Genomic DNA, 17503 nt, shown 5'->3' with positions numbered 1-17503 from the left:
GCAGTTCAAAAACGAGAGAAACGGCTGCTTTTCCTTCACGGGACGGGGCAGCCGTTTCTTCTTGCTTGCATAGAGAGGGAGAATGTTCATGAAATTGATTTTTATCGGCGATATCGTTGGAAGCCCGGGCCGCCGCGCGGTCAAAGAAACTTTGCCTTATCTGAAGTCCAAGTATAATCCGCATATCGTCATTGCCAACGGCGAGAATGCGGCGGCGGGTCGAGGCATTACCCATGCGATTGCCAGACAGCTTTTCGAACAAGGCGTGCACGGCATTACGATGGGTAATCATACCTGGGATAACAAGGACATTTTTGAATTCATCGATGATGAGCCTCGTATGGTTCGCCCGGCCAATTTCCCGCCTGGAACACCGGGACGCGGCTATACCGTGGTCAAAGCAGGGGGGAAAGAGCTTGCGCTTGTTAATCTGCAAGGGCGCACTTTCCTGCCGGCGATCGATTGCCCGTTCCGAGCTGCTGACGAGATCGTGGACGAGCTTCGTCGCAAACATAAATGTATCCTGGTCGACTTCCATGCCGAAGCCACTTCGGAAAAGATTGCGATGGGTTGGCATTTGGACGGCCGCGCTTCCCTCGTGGTCGGTACGCATACCCATGTACAAAGCAACGATGATCGAATTCTGCCGGGCGGAACAGCTTATTTGACGGATGCAGGCATGGTTGGCCCCCGTGACGGAATTCTCGGGATGCAGCAAGAAGGAGTGCTGTATCGTTTTAAAACCCAACTGCCTTCGAGATTTAACGTCGATGAAGAAGGAAAATGGCATTTCCACGGCGTGTACGTGGACATCGATGAAGATACAGGACGTGCTCGGAAGATTGAAAAAATTCGCATTATGGAAGACGAATGGAGAATGGAATAGCGTTTTGCAGGTTTTTTTATAAATACTCGTAATATTTTGTCGTTCGACCTCGAAAAAGAAGGATTTTACGGAAGTGCCGCGAATAGTTATCAAACAGCAAGTCGTTAGTCAAGGCTGTAATTGCTGCTTCGCCATCCTATACACTGCACTACTGTTCATCACTTCTTCCCAGAGGAGGTACCTGCTCATGGATGTATTAAAAGTTTCTGCCAAATCCAATCCCAATTCCGTTGCCGGTGCGCTTGCAGGCGTGCTGCGCGAGCAAGGAGCCGCCGAACTTCAGGCGATCGGGGCGGGAGCACTCAACCAAGCGGTCAAAGCAGTAGCCATTGCCCGGGGATTTGTTGCACCGGGAGGGGTAGATTTGATCTGTATTCCGGCCTTTACCGATGTCGTCATTGACGGGGAAGAACGAACGGCGATCAAATTGATCGTGGAACCGAGATAGTAGACAGATTCATGCATGGAATGGAGTAAGACCTTAGACTGGCGCGTATACGGGTTTATAACGAAAGGGACAGGTTGGCTGCGCAATGGCAGAGAACCTGTCCCTTTTTTATGCGTGAAATCTGTGATCGGAATGTGACAATCCTTTTTCTTTTGAAAAGGAAGGTGTATAATAAAGGGCGCGCGAGTATTTTCGAATACTTGACTTGAACGAAACCCATACCAGAGAAATGAATAGGAGTGACTCGCAATGAGCAAAATCGTACCTGTAGGCGTGTCCGCACGTCACATCCACCTTAGTCAGGAGCACGTAGAAACATTGTTTGGACAAGGATATCAACTGACGGAAATGAAGGCTCTCTCGCAACCCGGACAATTTGCAGCCAACGAAACGGTTGAAGTTGTCGGTTCGAAAGGTACGTTCCCGAAAGTCCGTATTCTGGGACCTGCACGTCCAGCCACGCAACTTGAAATTTCGCAAACAGACTCGTTCGCGCTGGGCGTCAAAGCTCCGGTTCGCGAATCGGGTAAAACATCCGGAACGCCAGGTATCCTGCTCAAAGGACCTGCTGGCGAAGTTCAAATCGAAGAAGGCGTAATCGTGGCTGCGCGTCACATTCACTTCCATACTTCGGATGCCGCAAAATGGGACATTCAAGATCAACAGCTGTTGAAAGTTCGCTTCGGCGGAGACCGTGGCGTTGTGTTTGAAAACGTGATTGCGCGCGTATCCGACTCGTTCGCGCTCGATATGCACATCGACACCGATGAAGCCAATGCGGTGTTGGCGAAAACGGGCGATACGGCTGAAATCGTCGGTTAATCATTTGTTTCAACCCGATCAACGGCCGGGAATGTTTGGCCTTGTGGATTGAATATAGCAAAAGCGGGACTGTCCATCATGGACGGTCCCGTTTTTTTGGATGCTGCATCCTGTGAAGCAACTCTTAATAATCGAAAGCAAACTTGAGGATCGCCATGCCGTTATCTGCAATCTGGTAGCCGTAACGGACATTTTTAACATCCGTTTCCCGGCATGCTTTCATAATTTGATCCAATACGCTTTTAGGCGAGTTGGAATTGAAATCATGTTGCACCGTCAGCTCGGCTTTGCCGTTTGCGATGGAAGAGAGGACCTTTTGTTTCAGCGCAGCGGTGCTTGCCGTAATCTCTCCGCCGATCGCAGCTAACAGATTGCGGTGCTTGGCGCTGTTTTTGGCTTTTTGAGCAAGCAGCGTACGGTAGTCGGAAGTCGCGGCCGGAAGATTGTTCTTCGTCCAGGCATGATCGCGAGCCAACAGCTTATCCGTCACTAGATAGTACGAATACGAAACTTCATTTTTACGGTCGGGTGTCGGGTCGTCCCATGTCATGTCAATGTTGTACCACTTTCCGTCAACTTTGACTTTATTCCAGACATGCGCCTGTCCGCCGGCTACGCCTTCCACGATATGATTCTCGATTCCGGCCAAGGAGAACATCCGATAAGCCAACAGTGCGTAACCCTGACAGACCGTAGTTCCCTTCGTCAGTCCTTCATAAGCGGAGTAACGCGTCATCGACTCGTCATAGGCAAATTTTTTCACGATATAATCATGGATGACCTTCACCTTTTCTTCTTCGCTCATGCCGGCCTTGACGATCGTCTTGAGTGTCGCTTTGGCTTGGGCTGTGACGTAGTCGGCCTGCTGCTTGTTCTCCAAATAGCTGATCGTGAAACGAACTGTTGCTTTTGAACCGCGAACGCTGTATTCCGTGTCGACCCGATCCAGCGTATAGCGGGCATAGGGATCGGACTGAGCCGAAGCGCTATCCAGCAAGCTGTGGATACGGGAGAGTTGGGAACTGGTCATATTGACCGTAAGCGTCGTTTTTTTCTGCTCGAAAGCGCCAGTGATCGAAGACACGATCGAAGTGTCCGACGAAGCGGCAATAGCGGCGCGCGGCGCAACTGGCATGACGGCCGAAGCGCCTACCAGCGTCGCGGCCAGGTATAAGGCGATGCGTTTCTTTTTCAACAGTGATCCTCCTAGTGTCTTGTTAACCCGAGTACTCTACAGTATACCGCATAAAGAGGCAATAGGTTGCAAAAAAGACAGAGCGGGAAAACCGATGGATAGAAAGGTGGCAGTATGATATAATTTTTTACCGTATAAGCATACTGTTTAATAAGGCAAAGCGTTTTCTCGAATGCACGAAGCGATTGACGTATATAGCAGTCACATGAAATAAAGGAGGGGCACACCCCATGGATATTCAGCAAAATAAAGATTCGGAAAAAATGTCGGTCGGCGCTCCGGTAGGCGTCTGGAATCGAAGCGACATCGTTAATAAAACGCGCGAATTGGCCGGGCTGATTTCTTCGAGCGAGGAAGTTCGGATCTTTCAACAGGCGGAACGTCAAATTCAGGGACATGAACGGATTCAATACCTGATTACGACGATTAAAAAGAAGCAAAAGGAAATTGTAGCGTTCGAAGCGATGAAAAATGCTAAAATGGCAGCCATGATCGAAGCGGAACTGAGCGAGCTTCAAGATGAGTTGGACGGTATTCCGATCGTGAGCGATTACCAGGAGGGACAAGTTGAGATTAACGATCTGCTGCAAATGGTCATCTCCGCGATCCATACTACAGTTTCGGAAAAGATTGTCGTGGAAAAAGGGGCGGACGCACCGCCGGCTTCCTGCGGCTAAAGGGCGGCGGGAGCCACGACAAGGCGCGGACGATCGTCTCCGCGTCTTTTGTTTTTGGCAGGACTCGCAGGAGCGCAGAGGGGGCGTTACGCATGGAGCGTGGCCGGATCAGCCGGATGGAACAAGTTATACGTGAATCGGAACCGAATGCTTTGCCGATCGAGCTGTTAAAACAGGGAGACCCTCTGGACTGGCGCATCGAGACGTACCTGCATGAAGCCGAGTGGTGGTCGATTCGTGCGGCAACCGAAGAAGTGCTTGCCGTCGTCGGCTGTCTTCGCATGGGAGCGGAAGAGGCGGAGATCGTGAATATAGCGCTAAAAGGGCGAACAGCCGAAGAACTCGAACAATTGATCCGCCTGCTTCAAGAGGTGGATACGGAGTGGACACAGCGGGGAGTTCGACGCTTGATGGCTTATATCGGGGCATGGGAAACGGACTTGCTCTACGCTTGCCAGCGTGCCGGGTTTCGCATTGTGGCGGCGGAACCGGATTATTATGCGGATTTTCAGCTTGCGCCAGCGGAAGGCAGCGGACTGCGACGCCTGGATCGGTTGATGCTGGAATTACTGGCACAAGGGCGGAATTCGTCAGAGGCGGTGCTGCGCGATGTCTTCGGGGACAGACCGGTAGAGCAGAGGCCGACGATTCGCAGGGCGGAGCTTCGGGATAGCCGCAGTCTGCTTTCCATGAAAAAACGATTGGACCGCGAGACAACCTCGATGCTCTATGAACCGGGAGAGCGTCGGCTGACCGACGGCGATCAGCTTGAGCAAATTCGTTCGCTGCTCCGCAGTTCCAATTCGTTGATGTTAGTTGCGGAAATGGATGGCGAAGTCGTCGGTTATCTCGAGGCTACGGGCGGCAAGGTCAGGCGGAACCAACATACGATCTATATCGTGGTGGGCATTTTGGAAGTTTGCACAGGGAAGGGGCTGGGTCGCCGGCTATTCCAAGAGATGTTCGAGTGGGCAGCGCGGCGGCAGGTGCTGCGTGCAGAATTGACCGTGCAAGCTTCGAATCAAAGGGCATATCGATTATACCGTTCGCTCGGCTTCCGCTTGGAAGGCGTCATGCGCGGCGCCTTGATGATTGAAGGCGAACCTGTGGACCTGTATCAGATGGGCTGTGATCTGCGTACCGTTAAACAGGGAAGGGTTGACAAATGATTCGAGTGTGTCATAATGATAATATCATATTTGGAACTTGTATAACCTGAATTTATCAAATGCTGCGATGGTGATGCCGATGAACGAACAAGATGAGCAAAAGAAATACGATGCCAAGAAATATCGGACTCCGGACGGGGCTCCGGCCGACATCGTGATGTTTACGTTGACGAAAAAAGAGCGCAAGACGGTAACCAAGACCCTTCCGCTGCGCGAGCTGCGCGTAATGCTGATTCGCCGTCGTTCCTGGCCATTTGCAGGGAAATGGGCGCTTCCGGGCGGTTTTTCCCGGGACGACGAATCGCTGTACGAGACGGCGCTGCGCGAGCTGAAAGAGGAAACCGGCGTCGTGGGACGTCATTTGGAATATTTGAGCGTGTATAGCGACCCGGGACGTGACCCGCGGGGTTGGATTATCTCGCATGCTTTCTTTGCTTTGGTAGAGGAAGAGGTACTGGAGAAGCGCCAAGCCGCAGACGATGCCGAAGAAGTGGGATTGTTCACAATCGAGGAAGCGTTGGATGAATTGGATTTGGGGTTCGACCATCGGGATATTATCGCCGATGCTTACCGGAGAATTCAGGAGAAGATGCTTAAGACCACGATTGCTCGCAAATTTTTGCCTCAGGAATTTACGCTCAGCGAACTTTATCAGGTCATTAAGGCTGTCGTGCCGGACTTCGAAGAACCCAATTTTATTCGAAAGATCACGTCTACGCGAAGCCGCAAAGGAATTCTTGAGGAAGTTCGCGACGAAAACGGAGTGCCGATCAGCTCGAATCAGTATTCGCAGCGGCCGGCTCAGCTTTACCGGTTTCTCGACAACGTACCGCGATTATCGATTTACTCTTGATTGGTTAAAGCATCCCGGCGGGTTAAAGCATCCCAGTGACAGGAGCGTGAACGGAAGCGATGAGAGCCTTGATCGTAATCGATTATACGAATGATTTTGTGGATGGAAGTTTGCCGGTCGGACAGCCCGCTATCGAGATTGAACAGAGAATGATCGATTTGACGACGCAGTTCGCCTCAAACGGAGATTATGCGGTAATGGCGGTCGATTTGCATGAGCAGAACGATCCGCACCATCCCGAAAGCACCCTTTTCCCGCCGCATAATATTCGAGGCACGGCAGGACGGGAACTGTACGGCGGACTCAAAGCCGCTTATGAGCAGAACGAAGAGCATATCTACTGGATGGACAAGACCCGATACAGTGCTTTTGCAGGTACGGATCTTGCACTGCGCCTTCGCGCCCGCGGAATCGCCGAGGTTCATCTGATCGGCGTATGTACGGATATTTGCGTGCTGCACACGGCGATGGATGCTTACAATCACGGGTTTGAGATCGTGGTGCACGAGGATGCGGTTGCCAGCTTCAATGCTGCGGGGCATGATTGGGCACTGGGACATTTTACAGGCAGCCTCGGGGCGAAAGTTGTTTCGGGATGGCAGGTAAATGGGTAACTTTGACGGATCAACACTTATTGCTGCAAGGCACGCCGCGCTCCGTTAACGGAGGCGCGGCCGTCTGTTAGGCGGTATCGGAGGAGGGAACAGTATGGAGACGCCTGGAATGGCTTTACATACGGATAAGTATCAGATCAATATGATGTATGCTCACTGGATGCACGGTACGCACAAGCACCGCGCGGTATTCGAGGCTTACTTCCGCAGTCTTCCGTTCGGGAACGGCTACGGCGTTTTTGCGGGGCTCGAACGAATCGTGCATTATATCTCGAACCTTCGTTTTCAAGAGGACGATATCCGCTACCTGTCGGAGCAAGAGGAGAATTACGATCCCCTTTTTCTGGAAGAGCTTCGGACGTTTCATTTTAACGGAACCGTACACTCGATGCGCGAAGGAGCCGTCGTGTTCCCGAATGAACCGTTAATTCGAGTCGAAGGCACCATTTTCGAAGCCCAATTGGTCGAGACGGCGCTGCTGAACTTTATGAACTTCCAGACGTTGATTGCGACCAAGGCCGCTCGAATCAAGCAGGCTGCGGACGGCGATACATTGCTGGAATTCGGAACGCGCCGCGCGCAGGAAGCGGACGCCGCGGTCTGGGGAGCGCGCGCGGCTTACTTGTCCGGTTTCGACGCCACATCCAACATGATGGCGGGCAAACGCTTCGGTATTCCGACCAAAGGCACTCATGCGCATGCGTGGGTACAGAGTTTCGGGAGCGAACAAGAGGCGTTCGACAAGTATGCGGAAGTGCTGCCGGATTATTCTTCGCTGCTGGTCGATACGTTCGACACGCTCAGAAGCGGCGTGCCTAACGCGATCCGTACGGCGAAGAAGCTGGAGGAACGCGGGAAACGTCTGAACTCGATTCGCCTGGACAGCGGCGACTTGGCTTATCTGTCCATCGAAGCGCGCAAAATGCTGGACGAAGCCGGGCTTGATTATGTGAAAATCGTTGCGTCGAATGATCTCGATGAACATACGATCACCGAGCTGAAAACGCAGGATGCGCGCATCGATATATGGGGTGTCGGAACGCAGCTAATCACGGCGCACGACCAACCTTCGCTGGGCGGCGTGTATAAGCTGGTCGAGCGGGAAGTGGACGGAATCATGCAGCCGACGATCAAGATATCGGCCAATCCCGAAAAGGTAACGACACCCGGCAAAAAAGACGTGTATCGCATTATCGATCGCGGGACGGGTAAAGCGATTGCCGACTATATTTGTTTCCCGGAGGAAGACGAGCCGAGCGAAGGCAAGCAGCTGAAGCTGTTCAATCCGCTGCATACGTACATTCGCCGCTATGTGAAAAACTACGATGCCGAGCGGATGTTGGTGCCGATCTTCGAGGAAGGCAAACTCGTGTACGAGCTGCCTTCGCTGAACGATATCCGGGACTACCACGCATCCCAGCTCAAGCAGTTTTGGCCGCAGTATTTGCGCAAGCTGAATCCGGAAATTTACCGCGTCAACATCAGCGAGAAGGCTTGGCAGCTCAAGCAGGGTCTGATCGATCGTTATATGGAAGAAACAGAAGGTACGCCGGAAAGTTAAAGCGTCGACAAGATAGTAGGGAATATCGAAATGCGGATCAGGAATTCGATTCGATAAATATAGGGAAAAGCGGGATCTTCTTAGGGAGATCCCGCTTTTTTACGTGTTAGCAGTTTTAATGAACCAAACCGCGCGGTTAAGGCGAAAGTGGGACGAAATAAGGCCTTTCGCAGACCTTTTTCAAACTTGGCGTGTGATATTTATTACAGTGACACCTCATGTAAATTGTTAAATTTAAAACAAAATACGGAGGGGGAAAAGGTGTGGCGGTACTGCCTGAAGTAAACAAACTTGGCTTTTTCGAAATCCGACTGGAATCGATCGGAGGACTCGGCGCCAATCTGGCAGGCAAAATGCTTGCGGAAGCCGGGATCGTCGGAGCGGGCATGGACGGAGTCAGTTTCTCGTCGTACGGATCGGAGAAAAAAGGATCGCCGGTCAAGGCGCATATCCGTTTCTGCGAGCTGGGTACGCCGATTCGCGATACATCGCCGATCGAGCATCCGCATGTCATCGGCATTTTTCATGAAGCGTTGATCCGAACAGGAGGTGCCTCCGGTGTTCGTCCAGGCGGCATTGTCTTGGTGAATTCGGCACATTCCGCGCAGCGTATCGCGGATGATGCAAAGTTGCACGGTTGCACGGTTGCGGTCTTGGATGCGACGCGAATTGCGCTTGAAGAGAAAAACAAAGTCAATATGGCAATGCTCGGCGGATTGTTCCGTTTGTGCGGATTCCTGGACCCTGAGTTTATGAAGGACGTTATTGCCAAATCGCTGGGTAAAAAATATCCGCAGGCGGTTGAATTGGCAATTCGTGTGTTTGAGCGTGGATACAGCGAGATTGAAATGCTTGAAGTTCCTGCAAAGGCGGGCGACGAGGTTTATGAAAAAGCTCCGGAAAACCCATTCGGTTATCTAAATCAGCCGCTCGGCGGCATGGTGGTTACACCGGGGAGTAGCTTGTTGAAAGACCTCAGCATTTCGCGTTCGGGCATGCTGCCTGCCTTTGACCAAGCGACCTGCATTAACTGTGCACAATGCGATACGGCTTGCCCGGATCTGTGCTTTGTCTGGGAAGAACAACCGGACAAACGCGGCCGGATGCAGATGGTGCTGCAAGGTATCGATTATCAATATTGCAAAGGCTGCCTGAAATGCGTAGAAGCTTGTCCAACCGACTCCTTGTCGCGGATGCTTGAACAAGAAGGCTATGCGGATGCCAATCAGGTCAAACATCGCTTCGACTTCGTCGAAGCTTGATCCCTACTGACGGGAAAGGAAGGGTATTATGGCAATCGATTATTCCAAAGAAATTGTTCCAGGCCGCGTGAAGCAGCGGATGGTTTATGAATCAGGCAACGAGATGGCTGCCTATGCCGCTCACCAGATCGACTATCATATTATGGGTTATTTCCCGATCTCGCCTTCGACAGAAGTGGCGCAGCATCTGGATTTGATGAAAACGGAAGGCAAACACGGTATTCGTCTCGTGCCGTCGGACGGCGAGCATAGCTCTGCCGGGATCTGCTACGGCGCTTCGACAGGAGGGGGGCGCGTGTTTAACGCGACAAGCGCTCAAGGCTATCTGTATATGATGGAGCAGATGCCGGTTCAATCGGGCACTCGTTTCCCGATGGTATTGAATCTGGTCTGCCGTTCGGTCTCCGGGCCGTTAAATATTCACGGGGATCATTCCGACCTTTATTTCGCCCTGAATACAGGTTGGCCGATTCTGATGTGCCGCGATCCTCAGGCTGTATATGATATGAACCTGATTGCGCTTAAGCTTGCCGAAGATCCGGAAGTTCGGCTTCCGGTGATGGTGGCCTACGACGGCTATTTCACTTCCCACCAAAAGCGCCGCGTGCAGACGTTTGAAGATCGTGCAGACGTCATGGCGTTTGTCGGAGAGTATACGCCCGAAGGCTTCGCCAATGCGCTCGACCGTGAAAATCCGATTACGATCGGACCTTACATGAATGAACCGGATTATATCAATAACCGCTATCAGATGTCCGAAGCGATGTATCGTGCGGGAGGCGTCTTCGAACGAATCGCCGCCGAATATCAAGAATTGACCGGACGCGACTACCCGATGCTTGATCTCTACCGGATGGATGACGCCGAAGTTGCCGTATTCGTGATGAATTCGGCTTCGGAAACCATTAAGGACGTCGTGGACGAGCTTCGCTTGCAGGGAATCAAAGCCGGGGCGGTTGCTCCGAATATGATCCGTCCTTTCCCGCAGCTCCAGATTGCCGAAGCGCTCAAACATGTCCGCGCGATCACGGTAGGCGATCGTGCCGACGCTTGCGGCGCGCACGGCGGCAATATGTTGAACGAAATCAAAGCTGCGCTGTTCACGCACGGTAATCGCGATACGCAGGTTATTGGCCGTGTATATGGTCTGGGAGGCAAAGAGTTCGGGGCCGAAGACGGACGTCACTTCTTCGAATTGGCGATTGAGGCAGCAGAGAAGCAGACCGTCAACATTCCGTTTGATTTCTATGGTCATACACCTGGCGATCCAACGAAAGCACCCAAGCGTCTGCTCAAGCCTTTAAACTTTGAGGATTTGAAAACAGGTCTGATCACCGTTACGCCAAATGAAGAAACAGGGAAACTGGCCGTCAAGATTCCGCCGCTGCGTTCGTTGACGAAAAAGCCGAAACGCCTTGCTCCCGGACACGGGGCTTGCCCGGGCTGCGGCATTTTCTCGGGACTTGAATTGTTCTTTAAAGGAATCGAAGGCGATATCGTCACGTTATTCCATACCGGATGCGCGATGGTAACCACGACGGGCTATCCCCATTCGTCCCACAAAGCGACGTATATCCATAACCTGTTCCAAAACGGCGCGGCCACATTGTCCGGTCTGGTCGAAATGTTCTGGGAACGCAAGCGCCGCGGCGAGTTCGAAGGACTCGGCCTACAGGAAGATTTCACATTCGTGATGGTTACGGGCGACGGCGGCATGGATATCGGCATGGGCCCGGCGATCGGCGCCGCGTTGCGCGGGCATCGCATGATCATCGTCGAATACGACAATGAGGGGTACATGAATACCGGCGCTCAAATGTCGTACTCCACGCCGCTGGGACACCGCACATCGACTTCCGGCGTCGGGAAGACGCAGCAAGGCAAGTCGTTCCACCATAAAGATACCGCTCAGATTATGGCCGCTACCGGTATTCCGTATGTCTTTACAGGCAGTGAAGCTTTCCCGCAGGATTTGGTTAAAAAAGCGGCGAAAGCGCAATGGTACGCTCAAAATGTCGGGCTGGTGTACGGCAAGATTCTGATCGCCTGTCCGCTCAACTGGATGTCGCCGGACGATCAAGGTGCCAATATCGTGGATGCCGCCGTCAGCTCGAACTTCTTCCCGTTGTACGAAGTCGAGCAGGGCGTTACGGCGATCACCTATAACCCTGAAGACAAAAACAAAAAAGTTCCCGTCTCGGAATGGCTCAAACGAATGGGCAAGACACGCCATTTGTTGAAATCTGAAAATGAAGATGCACTTCATGAGTTCGAACGCGAAGTGGAGCGGCGTTGGAGCCGTTTGAAAGCTAGACATGAGCACCCGGATCTTTAAAAGTTTCGCAATGCTATCGAATACATGGAAGGTGGTCGATCTCGTATCGACCGCCTTTTTGCGTCGAGAATGGCACTGCGTCACGAAGATCTGAGTTCGAGTGTGAGCTTCTTGCTGGCATCGCGCCGGGTGTTGGAGTAGGATGGAAAAGGAGAGAGCGGAGGCGATCCGTTCTTATAGAGATCAATCAGAAACGAAGTGTGGAGGCGATCATGATGACAGAGAAATTTCGTGCATTTTGGCTGGAGGAAACAGAAACCGGCGTAACGGGAGCAGTGAAGAAAATCGAAACCGACGACCTGCCGCAAGGTGAAGTCCTCGTTCGGGTTCGTTATTCCGACGTCAACTATAAAGATGGGTTGGCCAGTATCAAGGAAGGTCGGATCGTACGCGAGTATCCGTTTATTCCGGGAATCGATTTGGCCGGCGAGGTTGTCGCTAGCGAAGATTCGCGTTTTGCGATCGGCGATCAAGTGTTGTGCACGGGCTATGGTCTAGGCGTATCGCATTTTGGAGGTTACAGCGAACAGGCGCGCGTACCGGCAGACTGGCTCGTTAAACTTCCGGAAGGGCTGACTTTGCGCGAAGCGATGATTTTGGGTACAGCGGGCTTTACGGCAGGCATGTCCGTAGAAGCGATTCTGAGTGCGGGAATCACCCCGGAAAGCGGTCCGATCCTGGTTACCGGCGCATCCGGCGGGGTAGGCAGCGTAGCGGTGTCGATCCTGGCGAAACTGGGTTTTGAAGTCACGGCAAGCAGCGGCAAAGAGCAGGAGTGGGAGTTGTTGAAGCGTTTGGGAGCCTCACACACGATCTCCCGCGAAGAAGCCCAGACTCCGTCCAAAGGACCTTTGGGTAAAGGACTCTGGTCGGCAATCGTCGATCCGGTGGGCGGAGCAGGCACGGGAGAACGTCTGAAAGCGATTCGTTACCGCGGCGTACTCGCTTTGTCCGGCCTTACAGGCGGCGGCGATTTCGGAACAAGCGTGCATCCGTTCATTCTGCGCGGCGTGACGCTGGCCGGAATCGACTCGGTTCAATGCCCGCTGCCGTTACGTTTGGATGTATGGGACAAGCTGGCGACGGATTGGAAGCCGGAATCTCTGTTCGAGCAAGCGGTACATGAAGTATCGCTTGAACAACTTCCTGAAGCGTTTGACCGTATTTTAAAAGGACAAGCGGTAGGGCGGCAATTGGTAAAGGTTTCGGCGGAATAGTAAGGTTCTTCATCAACATGTCTATGAAGTCCATCTCACATATGACCTTATCGACAGCTTGAGCATGCGATCTTTTCGTATGCTTTTTTTTGCGTTATCTGTGATTGCCCGCTGATTTTGCTGCTTGCTCGTTGCACTTCCCGTCTTGCTGTAGTAGACTCAATCCTCGGGCACGCGCTTCGCGATTAAACATTTCAATCCACGCATACAGGAGGTATACATAGATGAATAAGGATGTACCGGTATATTTGCTGTCAGGTTTCCTCGGCAGCGGCAAGACCACGTTACTTCAAAAGTTAGTTGCCTATTGGCAGGGTCAAGGCTTAAAACCCGGCGTCATCATTAACGAACTGGGCGACGTGAATTTGGACGGCATGCTGGTCGACTCCGAGGTTCCGACAGCGGAGCTGCTGGGCGGCTGCATTTGTTGTACCGTGCGCGAAGACTTGGCGGGAGAGCTGGCGATGCTGGTGGAGCGGGATCGGCCGGATGTAGTATTGATCGAAGCTACCGGCGCTGCCAATCCGATCGATCTGCTGGACTCCGCGACCGAGACGGCGATGTACGCGGGGATCGATATCAAAGGATTGATCACCGTAGCCGACGCCGCTCATCTGCTGGAGATGTACCGCAATCGCGGAGGACGCACGTATGCTCTGATGCAGGATCAGATTCGCTGCGCATCCGTGATCATTTTGAATAAAATGGACCGGGTCAGTGAACGGGAGGCCGAAGAGCTAGAGCGAGCGATCACCGAATGGAATGCGTATGCTCCCGTAGTCCGCGCGATTCGCTGCGAGGTAGACTTTGAAGCATTATTGAATATCGGCTTTGCGGCAGAGCGAGTAGAGAATGGACCTTTAAAAAAGACGCCGGGCGGACGCTTCGATATGTTGGGTTCCGGGCACGAACACGTGACTTCGTATACGCATCGTTTTAAAAATCCGGTAGATAGCGAAAGGTTTGAAGCGCTGATTTCTTCGCTGCCGCGTGAAATTTATCGGGCAAAAGGATTATTAACGTTCTCCGATACGGCAAGCCGTTTCTTGTTCCAATATGCTTTCCGGGAACTTGATTTCATTAAAGTTACGCCTCAGGGGAAGTTGGATGATATGGCGGTATTTATCGGCGAACATTTTTCGGCCGCCGAGCTGCGCGAGAAGCTGGAAGCGTTAGAAGCAGAAGAAGCGCAGGCATAAGCAAGTAGGCGGCGAGGGTTTCAATTTTGTAATCTTTCGGGTAATAAGGATCATCAAAGGCTGACAAGCCTCAACTTACAACCGGGAGGATCACAACATGACCCAATTGACCGTGACTACATATAAAGAGTGCATCGACGCCTGCATCCGCTGCATGAACGTCTGCAATGTCAGCTATGTTTCGAGCCTGAAAGGCCTTGATATTTTCGAATTGCGCGAGTGTCTGCGATTGGACCGCGAATGCGCGGATCTGTGCGCGGTGGCGATTCAAGCGATGACGCGCAACAGCCCGTTCGTGGCCGAAATTTGCGAACTGGTCGCAAAAGCTTGCGATGCTTGCGCCGACGAGTGCATGAAGCACAAGCATGAACATTGCCAAGAATGCGTAGAAATCTGCCGGGAGTGTGCGAGCATCTGCCGGAGCGTTCTTGTGACCGCTTAAATTTCGATTCGTGGGAGCGGCGGAGAGAGAAATTCGTTCAGTACGCTGTCTCACTCGAAAAGCTGCTGGACGGTATTTCTAGGGAGTGGCTTTTCGAGTTCAAAGGCGTCAACATCATGCTGAATGTTACCGCAGGTTTTCTTCAAAATCCTGTATTTCACTGAATTTCTCCCTCCGCCTAACGCTCCGAAGTGAATAGAAATTCACTTCAAAAGATCGCTTAGTCTGAAGCGGTTTTTTTATATGTGAGGAAGAATGATCGGTTCGATCGAATAATCATTTTCGAACATCATACTGAATACAGCGATCGGAATCCCTTAAAGGTGTCGAGAAATACTAACGTAGCTGGAAGTGAGAAGACGGAAAAAGAAATTCAGGTCAAAACGCCTTTGAACTCGGAAAGTTTCTCCCTGAATGACTACACAGCAGCTTTCCGAGTGAGACAGCGTTTTGACCGAATTTTTCTCGCAGTCTTCTCGCTTCCCCCGCCTACGTAACTTTCAAGAGCAACCTGTAGCGATTAAAATCGCTTGCTTCTCTTTACCCAACCCTCTATAATGGCAAAAAGACAGATCAGTCCTTTTTTTCAGCGGAGTTGATCTTATTCAGACAATGTCTTTGAACGGGAGAGTATCCGAATCAGCCATAGCGGGAACAGCGAGCCGGGGAGGTGGGAGCCGGCACTGCGGCAATCGGAGAAGCGCACCCGGGAGACGTCGATTTGAACGAATGGGTTGCGTAAGCAGCTGCTTCCGTGTAGAGTCGACCGGATACGGCGCCGTTATCGTCGATCGAGAGGTCCATGTCGATTTCAGCATGAAAAGGCAGAGGACTACAAGAGTGGTACCGCGGGAATTCAAGCTCTCGTCTCTTTATGAGACGAGGGCTTTTTTGCGCGCTTTTCAGTACAACCAAGGAGGAGAAAAAGATGAGTTTAGCACAGATCGGAGCAGTATTGGACATCCTATTGGAATGGGAAAAAGGAACGGCGGAGTCTATGTTGGAGCTGCCGCCGAACTCGGAATTGGGGGACGCTGCTTTTCCTTGCTTCGCATTAGCGAAAAGTCTTCGCAAAGCGCCGCAGCAGATCGCATCCGATTTGGCAGAACGTTTTGAGTTGGAAGGTACAGAAGCCACGGCAGCAGGACCTTATTTGAATTTCCGATTGGATCGTTCTCTTCATTCGGCTGCGCTATTGGTTCAAGCTGAAGGGCAGGCCGTCGCTCCGAAGGGGGAGACTGTCGTGATCGATATGTCTTCGCCCAATATTGCCAAACCGTTCGGCGTAGGTCATTTGCGTTCAACCGTGATCGGAGCGGCATTGTATCGAATGTACGCGGAAGCCGGTTATCACGCAATCAGCGTTAATCATTTGGGCGATTGGGGCACGCAGTTCGGCAAACAGATCACGGCTTATAAGCGTTGGGGCAGCGAAGAGCGCCTGAAAGCTGCACCGATCCGCGAATCCTTGTCCCTTTATGTTCGATTCCACGACGAAGCCGAAAGCGATCCGACGCTGGAGACCGAAGCGAGGGATTGGTTCCGTAGGCTGGAAAGCGGAGACGCAGAAGCATTGGGTCTTTGGCGGTATTTCGTGGATGTGAGCTTAAGCGAGTTTGACCGGATGTATGAACGCTTGGGCGTTTCGTTCGATAAAGTGCTGGGCGAGAGCTTTTACAACGATAAAATGGGAGCCGTCGTCGACGAGCTGCGGGCCGAGGGCTTGCTGGAAGAAAGCGAAGGCGCGCAGGTCGTCCGGCTGGACGAAGCGGACATGCCGCCTTGCCTGATCCTGAAATCCGACGGAACGACGATCTATCCGACGCGCGATCTGGCGACTGCTATCTATCGACACGACGTGCTGGAAGCGGATAAGCTGCTCTACGTGGTCGGTGCGGAGCAAACGCTGCATTTCCGGCAAGTCTTCGCAGTGTTGCACAAGATGGGACGGGATTGGGCATCGGCTTGTCGGCATATCCCGTTCGGCTTGATGAAGTTCGAAGGGAAAAAGATGTCGACGCGCAAAGGTAAAGTCGTCTTTTTGGAAGAGGTATTGGACGAGGCCGTAGCGCGAGCAGCTGCGATTATTGAAGAAAAAAATCCGCAACTGCAAAATCGCGACGCTGTTGCCGAAGCGATCGGGATCGGAGCCATCGTGTTCGGAGACCTGAAAAACAACCGGATCGGCGAGATCAATTTCTCGATCGAAGAAGCCGTGCAATTCGAAGGAGAGACCGGACCTTATGTGCAGTATACGCATGCCCGGGCGCGGAGCGTACTGCGGAAAGCAAAAGCAGAGGGAATCGAAGTGAATGAAGGAACGGCAGACCTCGGTATGTTAAAAAGAGAGGCAGCGTCATACGAATGGGACGAAGCTTCCTGGGAATTGCTCAAGCGGCTGTGCGATCATCAAACCGAGCTTCACCGGGGCATACAACGCCACGAACCTTCGACCATTGCGCGCTACGCGCTAGATTTGGCTAAACTGTTCAACCGCTTCTACCACCATAACAAGGTGCTCAGCGCTGCGGCAGGAGACAAGGAGATTCGCCTGGAACTGACCCGCTTAGCCGCCGAGAGACTTCGTTGGGCACTAAATTTACTCGGCGTTCGTTCGCCGGAAGAGATTTAATAGTCTTGTTTGTCTTTTATCTCTGTATCCTATCTCTCAGAAAAATCCCTGTTCGTAACCGAAACCAAAGCGGAGGGAGAAATTCGGTGAATTACAGGATTTCGAAGAAAACCTGCGGTAACATTCAGCACTATGTTGACGCCTTTGAACTCGTAAAGCCGAAGGCTTTATGAGTGAGACAGCGTTTTGAA

15 protein-coding genes are annotated in these 17503 nt (G+C 52.2%); 14 read left to right on the top strand and 1 reads right to left on the bottom strand.

The genetic code is table 11. From position 1 onward, the window contains the following. The first annotated feature begins 88 nt into the window (after positions 1–88). The 3 genes from SACSAC_RS00140 to pduL all read left to right on the top strand — a co-directional run bounded on the left by SACSAC_RS00140 (position 89) and on the right by pduL (position 2156). On the top strand, positions 89–886 hold the full coding sequence (locus SACSAC_RS00140) for a TIGR00282 family metallophosphoesterase (RefSeq protein ID WP_156950920.1): 798 nt from the start codon (positions 89–91) through the stop codon (positions 884–886). Positions 887–1073: 187 nt separating this feature from the next. Beyond that, the gene (locus SACSAC_RS00135) at positions 1074–1334 is read left to right on the top strand and encodes a stage V sporulation protein S (protein ID WP_018974962.1); all 261 of its coding nucleotides are present in this window, start codon (positions 1074–1076) and stop codon (positions 1332–1334) included. Between the two features lie 249 nt (positions 1335–1583). Continuing rightward, a complete protein-coding gene (gene pduL / locus SACSAC_RS00130; RefSeq protein WP_037282196.1) occupies positions 1584–2156 on the top strand; it encodes a phosphate propanoyltransferase in 573 nt (190 codons plus the stop codon). Positions 2157–2280: 124 nt separating this feature from the next. Here pduL and SACSAC_RS00125 read toward each other — a convergent pair whose 3' ends face one another. Beyond that, the gene (locus SACSAC_RS00125) at positions 2281–3351 is read right to left on the bottom strand and encodes a transglutaminase domain-containing protein (protein ID WP_051506751.1); all 1071 of its coding nucleotides are present in this window, start codon (positions 3349–3351) and stop codon (positions 2281–2283) included. 263 nt (positions 3352–3614) lie between these two features. Here SACSAC_RS00125 and SACSAC_RS00120 point away from each other — a divergent pair, with 263 nt between their 5' ends. The 11 genes from SACSAC_RS00120 to argS all read left to right on the top strand — a co-directional run bounded on the left by SACSAC_RS00120 (position 3615) and on the right by argS (position 17312). Beyond that, on the top strand, positions 3615–4028 hold the full coding sequence (locus SACSAC_RS00120) for a YlbF/YmcA family competence regulator (RefSeq protein ID WP_425414827.1): 414 nt from the start codon (positions 3615–3617) through the stop codon (positions 4026–4028). Positions 4029–4120: 92 nt separating this feature from the next. Next, positions 4121–5197, top strand: coding sequence for a GNAT family N-acetyltransferase (locus tag SACSAC_RS26640; RefSeq protein WP_051506750.1), 1077 nt, complete (start codon positions 4121–4123; stop codon positions 5195–5197). Positions 5198–5264: 67 nt separating this feature from the next. Beyond that, positions 5265–6050, top strand: coding sequence for an NUDIX hydrolase (locus SACSAC_RS00110; protein ID WP_037282192.1), 786 nt, complete (start codon positions 5265–5267; stop codon positions 6048–6050). A gap of 59 nt (positions 6051–6109) precedes the next feature. Then, on the top strand, positions 6110–6664 hold the full coding sequence (locus tag SACSAC_RS00105; protein WP_037282190.1) for a cysteine hydrolase family protein: 555 nt from the start codon (positions 6110–6112) through the stop codon (positions 6662–6664). Positions 6665–6758: 94 nt separating this feature from the next. Further along, positions 6759–8225, top strand: coding sequence for a nicotinate phosphoribosyltransferase (locus SACSAC_RS00100; protein ID WP_037282187.1), 1467 nt, complete (start codon positions 6759–6761; stop codon positions 8223–8225). A gap of 263 nt (positions 8226–8488) precedes the next feature. After that, positions 8489–9487, top strand: a complete 999-nt coding sequence (locus SACSAC_RS00095) for a 2-oxoacid:acceptor oxidoreductase family protein (RefSeq protein WP_037282184.1) — start codon at positions 8489–8491, stop codon at positions 9485–9487. A gap of 28 nt (positions 9488–9515) precedes the next feature. After that, entirely contained in the window at positions 9516–11822 is a 2307-nt protein-coding gene (locus SACSAC_RS00090; protein WP_037282182.1) for a thiamine pyrophosphate-dependent enzyme, read from the top strand. 215 nt (positions 11823–12037) lie between these two features. Further along, positions 12038–13039 (top strand): acrylyl-CoA reductase family protein, encoded by a 1002-nt coding sequence (locus SACSAC_RS00085; RefSeq protein WP_037282180.1) that lies wholly within the window; start codon positions 12038–12040, stop codon positions 13037–13039. Between the two features lie 224 nt (positions 13040–13263). After that, positions 13264–14238, top strand: a complete 975-nt coding sequence (locus SACSAC_RS00080; RefSeq protein WP_037282176.1) for a CobW family GTP-binding protein — start codon at positions 13264–13266, stop codon at positions 14236–14238. Positions 14239–14335: 97 nt separating this feature from the next. Further along, positions 14336–14680, top strand: a complete 345-nt coding sequence (locus tag SACSAC_RS00075; RefSeq protein WP_037282174.1) for a four-helix bundle copper-binding protein — start codon at positions 14336–14338, stop codon at positions 14678–14680. A gap of 928 nt (positions 14681–15608) precedes the next feature. Then, positions 15609–17312 carry an arginine--tRNA ligase gene (gene argS / locus SACSAC_RS00070; RefSeq protein ID WP_051506749.1) on the top strand — a complete coding sequence of 568 codons (1704 nt, stop codon included), beginning with the start codon at positions 15609–15611 and terminating at the stop codon, positions 17310–17312. The last annotated feature ends 191 nt before the right edge of the window (positions 17313–17503 follow it).

Source organism: Saccharibacillus sacchari DSM 19268, from assembly GCF_000585395.1.
GTDB lineage: Bacteria > Bacillota > Bacilli > Paenibacillales > Paenibacillaceae > Saccharibacillus > Saccharibacillus sacchari.
This window is presented reverse-complemented; position numbering and strand designations above follow the sequence as displayed.